Source organism: Xanthomonas sp. 10-10, assembly GCF_040182365.1.
GTDB classification, from domain to species: Bacteria; Pseudomonadota; Gammaproteobacteria; order Xanthomonadales; family Xanthomonadaceae; genus Xanthomonas; species Xanthomonas arboricola_F.
This window is the reverse complement of the sequence record NZ_CP144460.1, coordinates 4,841,153-4,857,526: the sequence shown is the minus strand read 5'-3', so window position 1 is coordinate 4,857,526 and position 16,374 is coordinate 4,841,153. Positions and strand designations below refer to the sequence as shown.

Below are 16,374 nucleotides of genomic sequence, written 5' to 3'. Positions count from 1 at the left end.
GAGCGCTGATGCCCGACTGGTCGCAAGGTACCTGGCTGCTGGCACTGGACTGGGCGATCCGCCTGGCCGCGCTGCTATGGATTCCCAGCCGCACCACGCCAGGCGCGGCGCGCAGCTGGTTGTTGCTGATCGGGTTTGTGCCGGTGGCCGGCCTGCCGCTGTATCTGCTGCTCGGCCAACCGTGGGTGTCGCGGCTGCGCGTGGAGCGACAGGCCACCGCTTCGCAGGTGATCCGCGAACAGCAGCTTCCCTTGCATGCGTTGCGCTGGACGCCGCAGGCCGATACCAGCAGCGCCGAGGTGGTGCCGCTGATCGAACGGCAGGGCGATTTCATGCCGACCCTGGGCAATGCGGTGGAATTGCTCGACGACTACGCGCAGTCGCTGCAGGCCCTGATCACTGCGATCGATGCAGCCGAACAGCGCGTGCATCTGCTGTATTACCTGATGTTCGACGATGCGGTGGGCGATGCGGTGGTGGCAGCGTTGCAACGGGCAAGCGCGCGCGGCGTGCGCTGCCGCGTGCTGCTCGATGCAGTGGGCGCCAAGCGCGGCCTGCGGCGTTATCGCAAGCGCCTGCAGGCCGAGGGCATCGAGGTGTTGGCGGTGCTGCCCGGTGGCCTGCGCTGGCGCCGCAGCGGGCGCATGGATCTGCGCAATCACCGCAAGATCGCGGTGATCGACAACCAGGTGGGCTTTGTCGGCTCGCAGAATCTGGCCGACGCCGGCTTCATCGACGGTGTGCCCAATCGCGAGCTGGTGGCGCGTGTGCGCGGGCCGGTGGTCAATCATCTGGAAGCGGTGTTCGCCAGCGACTGGTTCACCGAAACCGGCCAGCGGCTGGATGTCTGGCCGGATGCGCCGGTATGTGAGGCCAACATCGCCACCCAGCTGTTGCCCAGCGGGCCGGCATATCCGTTCGAAAACGCGCGTGATGCGATCAATGCGGTGATCCATCTGGCGCGGCGCAAGGTGGTGCTGGTGACGCCGTACTTCGTTCCCGACGAAGCCTTGCTGAGTGCGCTACGCATCGCCGCGGTCTCGGGCGTGGATGTGCAGCTGATCCTGTCGGAGAGCAACAACCAGGTCCTGGCGGCATGGGCGCAGGAAGCGTATTTCGAGGAGTTGCTGCGCTGTGGGGTGAAGATTGCGCTATACCGTCCGCACTTCCTGCATGCCAAGCATCTGAGCATGGACCAGGACATCGCCCTGGTCGGCTCGATCAATCTGGACATCCGCTCGTTCGCGCTCAATGCCGAGATCGGCATGCTCTGCTACGACCGGGGCGTGGTGCAGCGGCTACGCGAGATCGAACAGGATTATCTGGCCAATGCGCGTGCGCTGGACCTGGAACAGTGGCGCCGCCGTCCGGCCTGGCGCCGCAGCCGCGAAGGCATCGCACGCCTGGCCGATGCATTGATGTAGCGGCCTTACGTCAGTCCAGGCGCATCACCTGGAAGACGTTGCCCTCCGGGTCGCGGCCGTCGTACATCTGGTAAGCAAAGCCGGCGTAGCGTTTGAGCTCGCCCACCGGGACGCCTGCGCTGCGGCGTTGCTCGCGATGGGCCGCCAGGTCCGAGGTGATGGCAAACACCAGCTTCGTGGTGGAGCCTGCCGCCGGCCGTGGCGGGTCGGATGCCGGCGATGCCGGCAACTGGCGGTAGCTGTCGCCGACCAGGTGCAGCGCCAGCTCGATCTGCCCTGCGGCCAGGACGACCCACTGATCGGCGATCTCTTCGAGGACGGGGAGTGAGAAATGGGCCTGGTAGAAGGCCTTGATTGCCGCGACATCGTGGACGTAGACGATGAGCCTGACCAATGCAACAGACATGCTGTGGGCCTCCCAGGGCCTTTGCCGAGCGTGCGCAGCCAATCGTAAGCGCTGGTGATGCTGGGCGCGTGGAAACCTGGCAAGCCCAGGGCCGGCCGGCGAGGCGTCTGCGCAGCCGGGACGCGGCGATCGGGGGTCCGGCGCAGCCATCGCCTACAATGCCGCAATGAATCCAGTGCGTGATCCCGGCGATGCAACGATCGCCATCGTCGGCGGTGGCGCATCCGGTGTGCTGGTGGCGCTGCAACTGTTGCGTCAGGCCGCAGAGCCGCGACGGATCGTCTTGATCGAGCCGCACCCGTTGCTGGGCGAGGGCGTGGCGTACTCCACCACGCGTCCCGAACACCTGCTCAATGTGCCGGCCGCGCGCATGAGTGCGCTGGTGGATGCGCCGCAGGATTTTGTCGACTATCTGCGTGCGCACGCATCTTGCCCGGAGCTGGACGATACGCAGCTGCCGCAACAGTTCGTCGGGCGCAGGCATTACGCGCCTTATCTGCGCGACCGTCTGCAGGCCGCGCGTGCGACCAGCCCTGCTGCCCTGGTCGTGCGTACCGCACGCGTGCAGACCTTGCAGCCCAACGCAGACGGTGCGCTGTTGCACCTGGACGACGGGCATACGCTGCAGGCCGCCGCAGTGGTGCTTGCGGTTGGCAACGCGCTGCGCCCGTTGCCGCTGCGTGGCGCCACCGGCCTGTCGGCTGCGCAGCGGGTGGAGGCCTGGGACACCGAGGCGGTGGCCGCGTTGCCGCAGGACGCCGCGGTGTGCATCGTCGGCTCCGGCCTGAGCATGGCCGACACGGTGGTGACGCTGGCTGCGCAGGCCCATCGCGGCGCGGTGCATGTGGTGTCGCGGCACGGGTTGTTGCCCTTGCCGCATGCGCATGGCGCGGTGGCCGCGTTCGACCCGCAATCGCTGCTGGCGCTGCCGTTGCGTGCGCGCATGCGCGCGTTGCGCCGGCACGCCCGCCTGGCGCTGGCGCAGGGGCTGCCGTGGCAGGGGGTGATGGAACGCATCCGGCCCTTGAGCCAGGCCTTGTGGCAAACCTTGTCCGTAGCCGATCAGCGCCGTTTCCTGCGGCATGTGGTGCGTTACTGGGATGTGCATCGCCATCGCATTGCCGCACCGGTGCATGCGCAGTTGCAGGCGATGCAGGCGCGCGGGCAACTGCAGCTGCATCGCGCGCGGCTGGATGTGGCATTTGAGGTCGGTGCATGCGTGCGCGTGAGTGCGGGCGCTGCCCGTGCCGGGCATGCATTGCAGCTGGACGTGCAGACGCTGGTCAATGCCACCGGCGTGGAAATGCGCGTGCAGGCGATGCGAAACCCGTTGCTGCAGCAGTTGCTGGGGCAAGGCATCGCGATGGCCGGCCCGCACGGCATCGGCGTTGACACCGCTGCCGATGGCAGCCTGATCGATGCCGACGGTCAGACGAACGCGCGCTTGCGGGTGATCGGCAGCCTGCGCATCGGCGCGCTGTGGGAGAGCCTGGCGGTGCCGGAGTTGCGTGAGCAGGCAGCGGCGATCGCGCGCGATGTGCTGCTGGAGCGCTGATAGGCGTGTGGGGACAGGAAAAGCAGCTTGGCTGGCTTCTCCGGCCGCGACATTGGCCTCTTCGATGGGCGAAGGCGACCCTTAGCGCCCGATGAGGGTGCGAGCAAAGCCTCGGGTGACCCGCATGCACTGCGTCGTGGCTGCGCCTCGTGCCCTCACCCCAACCCCTCTCCCGCAGGCGGGAGAGGGGCTCTGCCACGGCGAGCATCTGCCTGCGCTCTCTTGCAGGCGGGAAAACAACCAACGTGCTGGCTTCTCCTGCAAGCGGCAGAGTAATCAACGTCCTGGCTTCTCTCGCAAGCGGCAGATCAACCAATGTCCTGCCTTCTCTTGCAGGTGACAGAGCAACCAGCGGCCTGCCTTCTCTTGTAAGTGACAGAGCAACCAGCGGCCTGCCTTCTCTTGCAGGTGACAGAGCAACCAGCGGCCTGCCTTCTCTTGTAGGTGACAGAGCAACCAGCGGCCTGCCTTCTCCCTTCTCCCGCCTGCGGGGGAAGGTGCCCGAAGGGCGGATGGGGGCAGCAATCCCAACCGCTTCATCGCAATCTCAGCCGCAGCGACGCCACAACCGGTAAAATGCGCCGGTGGATGTCTCTCATTTGCTCGATCATTTAAACCCCGCCCAGCGCGAGGCCGTTTCCGCGCCGCCGGGGCATTACCTGGTGCTGGCCGGCGCCGGCTCCGGCAAGACGCGCGTGCTGATCCATCGCATCGCCTGGCTCAACGAAGTCCAGGGCGTGCCCAACCACGGCATCTTTGCGGTGACCTTCACCAACAAGGCCGCCGGCGAAATGCGCCACCGCACCGACCTGCAGTTGCGTAACGGCAGCCGCGGCATGTGGATCGGCACCTTCCACGGGCTGGCGCATCGGCTGCTGCGTTTGCATTGGCAGGACGCGCGGCTGCCCGAAGGCTTCCAGGTCATGGACAGCGACGACCAGCTGCGGCTGGTCAAGCGCGTGGTGCAGGCGCTGGAACTGGACGAGAGCAAGTATCCGCCCAAGCAGATGAGCTGGTGGATCAACGAGCAGAAGGACGAGGGCCGCCGTCCGCAGCATATCCAGCCCGAGCCCAACGACGACTGGACCGAGGTACGCCGGCAGGTGTACGCGGCCTACCAGGAACGCTGCGACCGCTCCGGCCTGCTGGATTTCGCAGAGCTGCTGCTGCGCGCGCACGAACTGCTGCGCGACACTCCGGCCTTGCTGGCGCATTACCGTGCGCGCTTCCGCGAGATCCTGGTCGACGAGTTCCAGGACACCAACGCCATCCAGTACGCCTTCGTGCGCGTGCTCGCCGGCGAGACCGGGCACGTGTTCGTGGTCGGCGACGACGACCAGGCCATCTATGGCTGGCGCGGTGCCAAGGTCGAGAACGTGCAGAAGTTCCTCAAGGATTTCCCCGGCGCCCAGACCGTGCGGCTGGAGCAGAACTACCGCTCCAGCGCCAACATCCTGGGCGCGGCCAATGCGGTGATCGCGCACAATCCGGACCGCATCGGCAAGCAGCTGTGGACCGATTCCGGCGATGGCGACCCGATCGATCTGTACGCGGCCTACAACGAGGTCGACGAGGCGCGCTACGCGGTGGAGCGCGCGCGCCAGTGGGTGCGCGACGGCGGCAGCTACGGCGAAGTGGCGGTGCTGTATCGCAGTAACGCGCAGTCGCGCGCGCTGGAAGAGGCACTGATTTCCGAGCAATTGCCGTACCGCGTGTACGGCGGCATGCGCTTTTTCGAGCGTGCCGAAATCAAGGATGCGCTGGCGTACCTTCGCCTGCTCACCAATCGCAGCGACGACGCCGCGTTCGAGCGCGCGGTCAATACGCCCACGCGCGGCATCGGCGACCGTACGCTGGACGAAGTGCGCCGCCTGGCACGCGCCAACGCGCTGTCGTTGTGGGAAGCGGCGATGCTGGCCACGCAGGAAAACGGTCTGGCCGCACGTGCGCGCAATGCCTTGGCCACCTTCCTGAGCCTGGTCGGCCAGCTGCACGCCGAAACCGGCGAAATGGAATTGGCCGAACGCATCGACCATGTGCTGATGCGCTCGGGCCTGCGCGAGCATTGGGCCAAGGAAAGCCGCGGCGGGCTGGATTCGGAATCGCGCACCGAGAACCTGGACGAACTGGTGTCGGTGGCCTCGCGCTTCACTCGGCCCGATGACGAAGACAGCCAGGGCATGACCGAGCTGGTCGCGTTTCTGGCCTACGCCTCGCTGGAAGCCGGCGAAGGCCAGGCACAGGCCGGCGAAGAAGGCGTGCAGCTGATGACGCTGCATTCGGCCAAGGGTCTGGAATTCCCCATCGTGTTTCTGGTCGGCCTGGAAGATGGCCTGTTCCCGAGCGCGCGTTCGCTGGAAGAAAGCGGCCGGCTGGAAGAAGAGCGGCGCCTGGCGTATGTGGGCATTACCCGCGCGCGCCAGAAGCTGGTGCTGTGCTACGCCGAATCGCGACGCATCCACGGCCAGGACAACTACAACGTCCCGTCGCGGTTCCTGCGCGAGATTCCACGCGAGTTGTTGAACGAAGTGCGCCCCAAGGTGCAGGTCTCGCGCACCGCCTCGCTGGGCGCAGCGCGTGGCGGCCCGGTGCACGGAATCGTGGAGACCGCGCCGATCAAACTCGGTGCCAACGTCGAGCACCCTACCTTCGGTGGCGGCGTGGTCGTCGACTACGAAGGCGCCGGTGCGCATGCCCGCGTGCAGGTGCAGTTCGATGAAGTCGGTGCCAAGTGGCTGGTGATGGCGTACGCGAATTTGACGGTGGTGTAGCTCGTCCCTGCATCACCGGCAATCCTGGATCTGGGGGAAGCGACGATGGCACGTCGGTGAGCTATCGGTAGGGAGGCAGAGCAGGTTGATGTCGGAGTTGATCAAACGCGCCGAGATTTCCTCACTGCTTGCCGCTGGAGTGGAGTGAAGGCATTGCAGCGACTTCGTCGTCGTACGCCTACATCTCCCAGCTGAAGGTGGAGTTGATGCGCTTGCCATGTATGGTGAGCGTCGACTTGTTCGCCAGCACGACCAGCGTAAATGGTGGCGCATCCTGGTCGCCGCCCGGGTAAATCAGCCGCAATACCCTGCGCTTGGTATCGAACGTCTTGACCTGGAAGTCGTTCTGCAATGGAACGCCTTTGCTATCGCCCGGCGCATAGAAATGGATACTGGCGATCACGGGACGACCATCGTGGCCGATTTCAAACGTCATTGCGTAACCGCCGCCTTCGAAGGACAGGCTCGAGGTGGCATGGGCGGGTGCACTGCAGCAGATCGCGAGCAGTGTGGCCAGGCAGAGGTAAAGAAGCTTCTTCATGGTGTCATCCTTGAACTAGCATGGCATAGAACCGCAATGTTCCAGAAAGTATCAACTATCCCGCTGCCAACGCCATCGTTGCGGCTCCTGCGCGCGGTCCATACCCTCCCGACAACGACTCTCTACCCTCTTTAGCGCTACGAGGGGCGGACCGGCAAATTGCCGTTCTGGCACGGAGATTGGGCGGGCCAGGAATCAGGTCGACAGACCCAGACTGCTCCGCGCTGTTGTGCGCTGCCCGATGCATTCACCGCAGCTTTCGTGACACGCTGCGGTCGAACCGACTGCATGAAGACACACCGCCCGATGCGCACTGAAAAACACAAAATGCTGGCAGGCGAGCTGTACAACGCTGCCGACGACGAGCTGCAGGCCGATCAGGCGGCCGCTGCCGATTGGATGGTGCGTTACAACGCAGCGGCCTTGCAGACTGCCGCGCAGCGACATGCGCTGTTGCGTGAGCGGTTGGCCGAGGTCGGGGCGGGCGCGGTCATCCGCCCGCCGTTTCATTGCGACTACGGCTACAACATCCGCCTGGGTGCGGGCGTGTTCCTCAACTTCAACTGCGTGATCCTGGATATCTGCGAGGTGAGCATTGGCGACGGCACGCAGATCGGCCCCGGCGTGCAGATCTACGCTGCCGATCACCCGCGTGATGCCGTGGGGCGTGCCAGCGGCCTGGAATTCGGGAAGCCGATCCGTATCGGGCGCAACGTGTGGATCGGTGGCGGGGCCATCATCCTGCCGGGCGTGAGCATTGGCGACGATGCATTGATCGGCGCCGGTGCGGTGGTCACCCGCGACGTGCCGGCGAGTGCGACGGCAGTGGGCAACCCCGCGCGTGTGCGAGGAATGCGGCCCGATCCGGATGCCGCGGCGACGGATTGAGCGGATTGAACGACGCGCTGCATGCGCTGTGATCGGCCTTGCATGCAGTGCACGGCGTAGCAGAACAACATTAAGTGCCACGCCAGCCTTTGCAGCATTGATCCACATCAAGGCAACCAGCACCAGCGCCTGTCACCGTGAGTCCGGCACCACAAACGGCAGCAATGCCATCTTTGCAGGAGGTCACCATGTACAAACGTATTCTCATCGCCATCGATGCATCCGAGTTGTCGCATCGCGGCTTGTTTCAAGGGCTGGAACTGGCCAAGGCCACCGGTGCCAAGGTCGACATCGTCACCGTGTCCGAGCCGTGGGCGATGGGCATGTATGACGCGATGGGTTGGAGCGTGGGGTACGAGGCGAGTCCGGAATACCGCACCGAGCGCGAAGCCGCTGCCGAGAAGATCCTGCGTCCTGCGCTGGAACTGGCGGCAGCCGCCAATATCAAGGCCACGTCACGGCATGTGCTGGACCGCTTCGCGGCAGAAGGCATCGTGCAGACCGCCGAAGAATGCAAAAGCGATCTGATCATCATGACCTCGCATGGGCGACGTGGCGTGCGCCGCATGCTGCTCGGTAGCCAGACGGTGGAAGTGCTCACGCACAGCACGATTCCGGTCCTGGTAATTCGCTGAGGCCGACGTGGTACGAACGCGTTGATGAGCAGGTACGCAGGCGACCCATCGCGTCGTTTCATGCAGGAGCGTACCCGGGCGCGACGTGGCGCTACTGGGAATGCCGCATCGCGCCCAGGTGCGCTCCTACGCAACCACTGCGCTTAGCCCTCCATCGGTTCCAACTGCGCGGCAAAGCGTGGCGCCGGCCGGGCGAGCCGGCGCAGCGCTTCGGCATGCACCAGCGGCGAGCCTGCGGTGGGCGTGAGCACACCATGGCGCAGCGATGCGCGCTCGGGCAGCACCTCGTGGTTCAGTTCGCGCATGAAGCGCCACATCGGCATGTAGTGGCCGCGGCGCGGTGCCGGTGCGTGCGGCGTGGCACGGCATTGGCGGCGCCACTGCATCGGCGGCATGCCGAAGCGTTGCTGGAAGGCGCGCTGGAACTGCCGCTCCGAGGCAAACCCCATTTCGTACAGCAGCCAGGTCAGGCTGCACTCCGGATACGCCTGCAGATAACGGTGCGCCGTGCACAGGCGCTGCTCGCGGATATAGCTGGCCACGCCGCCACGCGACTGGAACAGCCGATACAACGAGGCGCGCGACAGCGCGAACGCCTGTTGCAACGACTCGGTGCCGAGCTCGGCCTCGCCGATGTGCTGCTCGATATAGGCCAGCAGATCGATCATCAGCGGCGCATGCGCCTCCATGGTCGGGGCCGCTTGCGGAACGATGGCGCTGTAGTAGCTGATGCTCATGCGGTACTGCCTGCGGCCCACTCCCCGGGGCCTGTCCTTTGATCAACCGAAAAAAGCATCGCCAACCCATCACGTTTCTTTCACGAAGTCGGCCGCGCATCACGCATCGGCACGATTGAGACGATTTGTCGGGTGAGCGTGCAGGGGCATTCCTAGACTCGCCGCAACGCTGAAGAGGCGTCATCGCACGGCCTGTCGCTTGGGTCCGCGTGGTGCGGCAGTTGCGGGCAGGCCCGCAGCACCGGCGTCGCACGCAGGCTCCAGGCGATCGGCCGGGCCGGCGATATCCAGGCCACAAGACAGCGCACGTGCTCCGCACGTTGGCGCAACGGGCAAGCTCAATCGGAGATCAGGCATGGCCAGCAGTCAGAAGTTCATCGCCCGCAACCGGGCGCCACGCGTGCAGATCGAATACGACGTGGAGGTCTACGGCGCGCAGAAGAAGGTGCAGATTCCGTTCGTGATGGGCGTGATGTCGGACCTGTCCGGCGCCAACGCCGGCGAGCTGCCGTCGCTGGACGAGCGCAAGGCATTGGAGATCGATGTCGACAATTTCGACAGCCGCCTGCAGTCGATGCGCCCGCGCGCGCAGTTCAAGGTGCCCAATACGCTCACCGGCGAAGGCGAGCTGGCGGTGGATATCACCTTCGAAAGCATGGACGACTTTTCGCCGGCCGCCATTGCGCGCAAGGTCGCGCCGCTGGCCAAGTTGCTCGAGGCACGCACGCAGCTGGCCAACCTGGACACCTATATGGACGGCAAGGCCGGCGCAGAGCAGTTGATTGCCAATGCCATCCGCGACCCGGCATTGCTGCAGTCGCTGGTATCGGCGGCCAAGCCGGCCTCCGAGCCGGAAGGAGCCTGACGCCATGTCCGCCACCGAAGCCGCACTGGCCAGCAGCAGTACCGAAACCAGCGAGCATGGCGATTTTGCCGCGCTGCTCAATCGCGAGTTCCGCCCCAAGAGCGAACGCGCCAAGGAAGAAGTGGAGGCGGCGGTACGCACGCTCGCCGAGCAGGTGCTCAACCGCAGCGATGTGGTCAGCGAAGACGTCTCGCAAACCATCAAGGCCTATATCGCCGAGATCGACCGCACGCTCACCCAGCAGCTCAACCAGATCCTGCATCACGCCGATCTGCAGCAGCTGGAAGGCGCCTGGCGCGGCCTGCATTACCTGGTCAACAACACCGAGACCGATCAGCAGCTCAAGATCCGCGTGCTGAACATCAGCAAGAAGGAACTGGGCAAGGTGCTCAAGCGCTACAAGGGCACCGCCTGGGACCAGAGCCCGATCTTCAAGAAGGTCTACGAGCAGGAATACGGTCAGCTCGGCGGCGAGCCGTATGGCTGTCTGGTCGGCGATTACTACTTCGACCAGAGCCCCCCGGATGTGGAGCTGCTCAACGGCATCGCACAGGTTGCCGCGGCCGCGCATGCCCCGTTCATTGCCGCAGCCGCGCCCAAACTGATGGGCATGGACAACTGGAACGAGCTGTCCAACCCGCGCGACCTGGCCAAGATCTTTTCCACGCCCGATTACGCCGCATGGCGCTCGCTGCGCGAGTCCGAAGACTCCAAGTACATCGGTCTGGCGATGCCGCGCACGCTCTCGCGCCTGCCCTACGGCGCGGCCACCAGCCCGGTGGACGAGTTCGATTTCGAAGAAGACACCACCGGCGCCGATTCCGGCAAATACACCTGGCAAAACGCGGCCTATGCGATGGCGGTGAACATCAACCGCTCGTTCAAGCAGTACGGCTGGTGCTCGCGCATTCGCGGCATCGAATCCGGCGGTGCGGTGGAAGGCTTGCCCACGCATACCTTCCCCACCGACGACGGTGGTGTGGACATGAAGTGCCCGACCGAAGTGGCGATCACCGACCGCCGTTCGGCCGAGCTGGACAAGATGGGCCTGATGCCGCTGGTGCATCGCAAGAACTCGGACATGGCCGCCTTCATCAGCGCGCAGTCCTTGAACAAGCCCGACGAATACGACGACCCGGATGCCACCGCCAATGCCGCACTGGGGGCGCGTCTGCCGTACATGTTTGCGTGCTGCCGGTTTGCGCATTACCTCAAGTGCATCGTGCGCGACAAGATCGGCTCGTTCTCCGACCGCGAGCAGATGCAGAGCTGGCTGACGCGTTGGGTGACCCAGTACATCGATGGCGACCCGTCCAACTCCAGCGAAGAAACCAAGGCGCGCAAGCCGCTGGCCGCTGCCGAAGTGGTGGTGGAGGAAGTGGAAGGCGCGCCGGGCTATTACAGCTCCAAGTTCTTCCTCAAGCCGCACTACCAGCTGGAAGGCCTGACCGTATCGCTGCGGTTGGTCTCGCGCCTGCCCTCGGCCGCCAAGGCCTGATCCGACGCATTCGCGTCACGGGCACGACGCCACTGCGCGTTGCGCCACCCCTGTGTTGTCACTTTCATTGAAGGAGCAGTTCCATGGCGTTCGACATGCACATCAAGTTCGGCAGCGGCAAGGTCAAGATCGAAGGCGCGTCCAACCACAAGAAACATAAGGGCGAGATCCCGATCCTGGCGTGGTCGTGGGGCGCGAGCAATTCCGGCGACCTGCATACCGGCGGAGGTTCGGCCAGCGGCGGCAAGGCGCACGTGCAGGACATTTCCATCACCAAGTACGTGGACGGCTGCTCCAACGCGCTGCTGGATGCAGTGTGCACCGGTGCACGCGTGGAAAACGCCTGGCTGTACGTCACCAACGCCACCGGCGAGCAAAGCGACTTTCTCACGATCGAGCTGAGCGAAGGCGTGCTGATCACCTCGCTGTCCACCGGCGGCTCCGGTGGCGAAGATCGGCTGACCGAAAACGTGACGCTGCACTTCGGCAAGTTCAAGTACGGCTTCCAGCCGCAGGACGACAAGGGCACGGCGCAGGGCGGGGCGAAGGAGTTCACCTACGACATCCAGGGCGTCGCCAAGGCATAACGCGCCACGCAGACCGCGTGCGAGATCGCCGGATAGCGAAGCGGATGGGAGATCGGCATGCGCCACGCGTTCATGCCGGCTGCATCGCGTCGCCCTCGGTTCTCCGGCAACCGCGCGCGAGGGTGTGCTGCTGTACCCGATGCCTGCAATGCAATCACCGGCGGTGTCGACGATGACACCGCCACCTTCTTCGACAAGGACACGCGCGATGGATGCCACCGCACAGACCCTGCTTGCCCGTGGCGAGCCGGCGCAGGCATTGCAACAGCTGGTGCAGCAGGTACGTCGGCAACCGGCCGATGCTGCGCAGCGCGTGTTCCTGTTTCAGCTGCTGTCCGTGCTGGGCCAGTGGTCGCGTGCGGCCGACCAGTTGCGTGCCTGCGGCGAGCTGGATGGCACCACCCAGCCGTTGGTGCAGACCTATCTCACCGTGCTGCAGGGCGAACAGACACGGGCGCAGGTGTTTGCCGGCACCCACTTGCCGCACGTGATCGGCGAGCCGGCCGAGTGGCTGGCGCTGCATCTGCAGGCGCTGCGGCTATCGGCGCAAGGCCATGGCGCGCAGGCGAACGCGTTGCGTGCGCAAGCCTTCGAACTGGCACCGGCAAGCGCGGGCGTGCTCGATGGCGAGCGCTTCGAATGGCTGTCCGATGCCGATGCACGCTTCGGGCCATGTATCGAACTGATGCTCGACAGCGACTATGCCTGGGCACCGTTGCAGCACATCCATCAGCTGCGCTTCGAAGCGCCGGTGGACCTGCGCGACACCGTGTGGGCGCCGGTGAGCGTGCTGTGGCGCAATGGCGGCCAGGTATTTGGGTATATGCCGGTGCGATATCCCGGTAGCGAACATCTGGATGCAGGCGAGCTGCAACTGGCGCGCCGCACCGAATGGACCGAAGGTGCGCAAGGCGAAATCGGCCTGGGCCAACGTATGCTCGGCACCGAGTCGCGCGAGGTTGCGCTGCTCGAGGTGCGCGAGCTGCAGTTCGACGCGTATTGATCTTCATGGCCGAGCTCACCACCACCGAACGCCTGCAGCCCTCGCTGCTGGACCGGCTCACCGATGCCGCACCCAGCCAGCGCGAAGAGAGCCGCGAGCAACGCGTGATCTCGGCCACACGTCTGCGCGAGTGCGTGATCCGCGATCTGTCGTGGCTGTTGAACGCGGTCAATCTGGAAACCAGCCGGCCGCTGGACGCGCATCCGCAGATCCGTCGCTCGGTGCTCAACTTCGGCATCCCGGATCTGGCCGGCGCAGCCGTGTCCGGGATCGATGCGGCCGCGCTGCAGCAGCGCATTCGCGACGCCATCCTGGCCTTCGAGCCACGCCTGATCGCCGACACCTTGCGCGTAAGCGTGCATGCCGACACCGCGCGCATGGACAAGCGCTCGCTGCTGTTCACCATTCAATCGGAGATGTGGGCGCAGCCGCTGCCGTTGAACCTGTATCTGAAGACCGCACTGGACCTGGAAACCGGCCGGCTTGAAGTGATGGAGGGCCACGGCTGATCCCATGGACCCGCGCCTGCTCCCGTACTACACCCGCGAATTGCAGCACGTGCGCGACATGGGCGCCGAGTTTGCGCGCGAGTATCCCAAGATCGCCGGGCGGCTGGGGCTGGATGCGTTCGAATGCGCCGACCCGTATGTGGAGCGCCTGCTCGAAGGGTTTGCGTTTTTGGCTGCGCGCGTGCAACTCAAGCTGGACGCGCAGTACCCGGTCTTCACCCAGCACCTGCTGGAAATGGTCTACCCGCACTACCTGGCGCCGCTGCCATCGATGGCGGTGGTGCAGTTGCAGCCGGACCTGAAAGACAGCGGCCTGAGCGCCGGTGTCAGCGTGCCGCGCCATAGCGCACTGCGCAGCCTGATCGGCGCCGGTGAGCGCACCGCCTGCGAATTTCGCACCGCGCATGCGGTGACGCTGTGGCCGCTGCAGCTGGCCGAAGCCAAGTACCTGGAATCGCCGGCCGCGTTGGCGGCGGCAGGCGTCGCGTTACCGCCCGGGCGCAACGTGCGCGCCGGCATCCGCTTGCGCTTCGAGCTGGTGGGCGGTGCCCAGACCCAAGGCCTGGCGCTGGACCGGTTGCCGCTGTTCCTGGCCGGTGCCGATGGCCTGCCCAAGCGGCTGTACGAACAACTGCATGCCGACACCAGCGCCGTGCTGGTGCGCGGCAGCGATGCGCAGGGAGCGCCATTGCAAACGCTGCAGGGCGACGACGCGTTACAGATGCGCGGCTATGCCGATGAAGACAGCCTGATTCCGTACGACGGACGCTCCTTCAGTGGCTACCGCTTGCTGCAGGAATACTTCGCGTGCCCGGAGCGCTTCCTGTTTGCCGAACTCACCGGTTTGCGCGCTGCGTTGCGTCGCCTGCACGGCGCCAGTTTCGAGGTGGTGATTCTGCTGTCGCGCAGCGTGCCCAGCCTGGCCGCCGCAGTGAGCGCCGAACACTTCACCCTGTTCTGCACGCCGGCCATCAACCTGTTCGAACGCCGCGCCGATCGCATCCATCTGCAGGCCGGCCAGCACGAATATCATGTGCTGGCCGATCGCACCCGGCCGATGGATTTCGAGATCCATCATCTGGGCGAGGTGGAAGGCTTCGGCGATCGCCAGGAGCCGGAACAACGCTTCACCGCGTTCTATGGCGGCGATGCGCGCACGTGGCATGCGCGGCATGGCGCGTTCTACAGCATGCGTCGCGAGCCACGGCTACTGTCGGCGCGGCAACGCCGCGATGGCGCGCGCTCCAGCTACGTAGGCAGCGAGGTGTTCGTCAGCCTGGTCGATGCCAACGACCAGGCCCGCGCCAGCAACCTGCGTCAGCTCGGGCTGCAGCTGTGGTGCAGCAACCGCGACCTGCCGTTGCACATGCCGGTGGGCAAGGGCACTACCGACTTCAGCATGGACAGCGGTGTGCCGGTGCGCAGCGTGCGCTGCGTGGCCGGGCCGACCAAGCCGCGCCCGGCGGTGTCCGACGGGCAGACCGCGTGGCGCCTGCTCAGCCAGTTGCAGCTCAATTACCTGTCGCTGTTCGAAGATGGACCCAACGGTGCGGCGGCGCTGCGCGAGATCCTCACCCTGTACTGCGACCCGTTCGATGCCTCGGCGCAGCGGCAGATCGAAGGGGTCAAGCAGGTTACCGGCACGCCGATCGTGCGGCGGATTCCGGTGCCCGGCCCGATCACCTTCGGCCGCGGCCTGGAGATCACGCTCACCTGCGAAGACGCAGCCTTCGAAGGCACCGGTGCGTTTCTACTGGCTTCGGTACTGCGGCACTTCTTTGCGCGCTACGTTTCGGTGAATTCCTTTACCGAAACCGTGTTGCGCACCACCGAACGCAACGAGGTGGCACGATGGCCAGCCCAGCCCGGCTCCCGACCGCGCCTGTGAGCACCGGTGCTGCCGCGCTGGCACAGGCGCTGCAGACCCGGATCCAGGACTTCACCCCGTTCGCGGCCTTGCGCGCGATCGAGCGTTGCCATCCGCAGCAGCCGCGCCTGGGTGAATCGGCGCGCGCCAGTGACGATGTGCTGCGTTTGCGGCATACGCCATCGCTGGCCTTCGCGCCGCGCGCGCTTGAGCGTTACGTGCCGGCAACCGGCGATCGACCAGCGGCTTTGTATGGCGTGTTTCTGGGGCTATTCGGCCCCAACGCGCCGCTGCCGCTGCACCTGACCGAATACGCCATCGAGCGTGCGCAGCAAGCCAAGGACGGCACCTTTGCGGCGTTTGCCGATGTGTTCCATCACCGCATGCTCAGCCTGTTCTATCGCGCCTGGGCGCAGGCGCAGCCCAGCGTGCAGGCCGAGCGAGAAGCCAGCGATCAGTTTCGCGCATGGCTGGATGCACTGGTGGGCATCGCCAGCCCACACCTGCGCGAGCGCGATGCGCTGCCGGACGAAGCGCGCCGCTATCACGCCGGCCGGTTTGGCGCGGCCACGCGCACACCGGAAGGCTTGCGTGCCGTGCTGCAGCAACTGTTCGACTGGCCGGTGCAGGTGCAGGAATTCATTGCCGAATGGATGCGGCTTCCCGCCGGTGCGCAGTTCCAACTAGGCCTGGGCCCACGAAATGCGCGGCTGGGTGTGGATAGCGTGGTCGGTGCACAGGTGCGCGGTGCGCAACAGCGCGTGCGCATCCGGCTGGGGCCATTGCCGCGCATCGCATTTCAACGCTTCCTGCCCGGTGGCCAGGCGCTGCGCCAGCTTACCGCCGCGGTGCGCAGCTATCTGGGCGACGAGTTCGACTGGGAGCTGCAGCTATTGCTCAAGGCCGACGAGGTGCCCACCCCGCAGCTGGCGCGCAATAGCCGGCTGGGCCTGGATACCTGGATCGGCCGCCGCGCCTGGAGCATCGCCGACGCCGACGAGGTGGTGCTTCACCCCTCCGGTTGACCGCATCGCTACCACTGCCACTGCCACTCACACTCACACGCAACGTACCGACTTCGAAGGACG

The 16,374-nt window shown here is 65.6% G+C and carries 14 protein-coding genes and 1 pseudogene; 12 read left to right on the top strand and 3 right to left on the bottom strand.

Annotated features, from left to right (window positions below; translation table 11 throughout):
* Positions 1-5 precede the first annotated feature (5 nt).
* Entirely contained in the window at positions 6-1,424 is a 1,419-nt protein-coding gene (gene cls / locus VZ068_RS20525; protein WP_259167358.1) for a cardiolipin synthase, read from the top strand.
* Positions 1,425-1,434: 10 nt separating this feature from the next.
* Here the strand turns inward: cls and VZ068_RS20520 are convergent, their stop codons facing one another.
* Entirely contained in the window at positions 1,435-1,830 is a 396-nt protein-coding gene (locus tag VZ068_RS20520; RefSeq protein ID WP_259157484.1) for a VOC family protein, read from the bottom strand.
* A 166-nt stretch (positions 1,831-1,996) separates the two neighbouring features.
* Here VZ068_RS20520 and VZ068_RS20515 point away from each other — a divergent pair, with 166 nt between their 5' ends.
* Positions 1,997-3,385, top strand: coding sequence for an FAD-dependent oxidoreductase (locus VZ068_RS20515; RefSeq protein ID WP_349656340.1), 1,389 nt, complete (start codon positions 1,997-1,999; stop codon positions 3,383-3,385).
* Between the two features lie 584 nt (positions 3,386-3,969).
* Positions 3,970-6,156 carry a DNA helicase II gene (gene uvrD, locus VZ068_RS20510; protein ID WP_259157476.1) on the top strand — a complete coding sequence of 729 codons (2,187 nt, stop codon included), beginning with the start codon at positions 3,970-3,972 and terminating at the stop codon, positions 6,154-6,156.
* Between the two features lie 178 nt (positions 6,157-6,334).
* Here the strand turns inward: uvrD and VZ068_RS20505 are convergent, their stop codons facing one another.
* On the bottom strand, positions 6,335-6,559 hold the full coding sequence (locus VZ068_RS20505; RefSeq protein WP_349657770.1) for a hypothetical protein: 225 nt from the start codon (positions 6,557-6,559) through the stop codon (positions 6,335-6,337).
* Positions 6,560-7,003: 444 nt separating this feature from the next.
* Here VZ068_RS20505 and VZ068_RS20500 point away from each other — a divergent pair, with 444 nt between their 5' ends.
* Complete coding sequence (locus VZ068_RS20500) at positions 7,004-7,585, top strand: sugar O-acetyltransferase (RefSeq protein ID WP_349657769.1); 582 nt, start codon at positions 7,004-7,006, stop codon at positions 7,583-7,585.
* A gap of 188 nt (positions 7,586-7,773) precedes the next feature.
* Positions 7,774-8,220, top strand: coding sequence for a universal stress protein (locus VZ068_RS20495; protein WP_259157464.1), 447 nt, complete (start codon positions 7,774-7,776; stop codon positions 8,218-8,220).
* A gap of 143 nt (positions 8,221-8,363) precedes the next feature.
* Here the strand turns inward: VZ068_RS20495 and tagK are convergent.
* A pseudogene (gene tagK / locus VZ068_RS20490) lies at positions 8,364-9,022 on the bottom strand (transcriptional regulator TagK).
* Between the two features lie 290 nt (positions 9,023-9,312).
* Here tagK and tssB point away from each other — a divergent pair.
* The 7 genes from tssB (at position 9,313) to tssG (ending at position 16,311) form a co-directional block, all read left to right on the top strand.
* A complete protein-coding gene (gene tssB, locus VZ068_RS20485; RefSeq protein WP_008572540.1) occupies positions 9,313-9,822 on the top strand; it encodes a type VI secretion system contractile sheath small subunit in 510 nt (169 codons plus the stop codon).
* Between the two features lie 4 nt (positions 9,823-9,826).
* Positions 9,827-11,320 (top strand): type VI secretion system contractile sheath large subunit, encoded by a 1,494-nt coding sequence (gene tssC, locus VZ068_RS20480; protein ID WP_259167211.1) that lies wholly within the window; start codon positions 9,827-9,829, stop codon positions 11,318-11,320.
* A gap of 83 nt (positions 11,321-11,403) precedes the next feature.
* Positions 11,404-11,907, top strand: coding sequence for a type VI secretion system tube protein Hcp (locus VZ068_RS20475; protein WP_259167210.1), 504 nt, complete (start codon positions 11,404-11,406; stop codon positions 11,905-11,907).
* A gap of 208 nt (positions 11,908-12,115) precedes the next feature.
* Positions 12,116-12,910 carry a type VI secretion system accessory protein TagJ gene (locus tag VZ068_RS20470; RefSeq protein ID WP_349656339.1) on the top strand — a complete coding sequence of 265 codons (795 nt, stop codon included), beginning with the start codon at positions 12,116-12,118 and terminating at the stop codon, positions 12,908-12,910.
* A 5-nt stretch (positions 12,911-12,915) separates the two neighbouring features.
* Complete coding sequence (tssE, locus tag VZ068_RS20465; RefSeq protein ID WP_259157432.1) at positions 12,916-13,419, top strand: type VI secretion system baseplate subunit TssE; 504 nt, start codon at positions 12,916-12,918, stop codon at positions 13,417-13,419.
* A 4-nt stretch (positions 13,420-13,423) separates the two neighbouring features.
* A complete protein-coding gene (tssF, locus tag VZ068_RS20460) occupies positions 13,424-15,307 on the top strand; it encodes a type VI secretion system baseplate subunit TssF (RefSeq protein ID WP_259167207.1) in 1,884 nt (627 codons plus the stop codon).
* Complete coding sequence (gene tssG, locus VZ068_RS20455) at positions 15,271-16,311, top strand: type VI secretion system baseplate subunit TssG (protein WP_349656338.1); 1,041 nt, start codon at positions 15,271-15,273, stop codon at positions 16,309-16,311. Before tssF ends, tssG begins: the two co-directional genes overlap by 37 nt.
* Positions 16,312-16,374: the final 63 nt, after the last annotated feature.

What these genes read in the sequence shown, in the direction of transcription:
- tssF (WP_259167207.1), top strand. Translation starts at nt 13,424, where the DNA reads ATGGACCCGCGCCTGCTCCCGTACTACACCCGCGAATTGCAGCACGTG.
- VZ068_RS20500 (WP_349657769.1), top strand. Translation starts at nt 7,004, where the DNA reads ATGCGCACTGAAAAACACAAAATGCTGGCAGGCGAGCTGTACAACGCT.
- VZ068_RS20495 (WP_259157464.1), top strand. Translation starts at nt 7,774, where the DNA reads ATGTACAAACGTATTCTCATCGCCATCGATGCATCCGAGTTGTCGCAT.
- tssC (WP_259167211.1), top strand. Translation starts at nt 9,827, where the DNA reads ATGTCCGCCACCGAAGCCGCACTGGCCAGCAGCAGTACCGAAACCAGC.
- VZ068_RS20515 (WP_349656340.1), top strand. Translation starts at nt 1,997, where the DNA reads ATGAATCCAGTGCGTGATCCCGGCGATGCAACGATCGCCATCGTCGGC.
- VZ068_RS20520 (WP_259157484.1), bottom strand. Translation starts at nt 1,830, where the DNA reads ATGTCTGTTGCATTGGTCAGGCTCATCGTCTACGTCCACGATGTCGCG.
- tssB (WP_008572540.1), top strand. Translation starts at nt 9,313, where the DNA reads ATGGCCAGCAGTCAGAAGTTCATCGCCCGCAACCGGGCGCCACGCGTG.
- tssG (WP_349656338.1), top strand. Translation starts at nt 15,271, where the DNA reads ATGGCCAGCCCAGCCCGGCTCCCGACCGCGCCTGTGAGCACCGGTGCT.
- VZ068_RS20470 (WP_349656339.1), top strand. Translation starts at nt 12,116, where the DNA reads ATGGATGCCACCGCACAGACCCTGCTTGCCCGTGGCGAGCCGGCGCAG.
- tssE (WP_259157432.1), top strand. Translation starts at nt 12,916, where the DNA reads ATGGCCGAGCTCACCACCACCGAACGCCTGCAGCCCTCGCTGCTGGAC.
- VZ068_RS20475 (WP_259167210.1), top strand. Translation starts at nt 11,404, where the DNA reads ATGGCGTTCGACATGCACATCAAGTTCGGCAGCGGCAAGGTCAAGATC.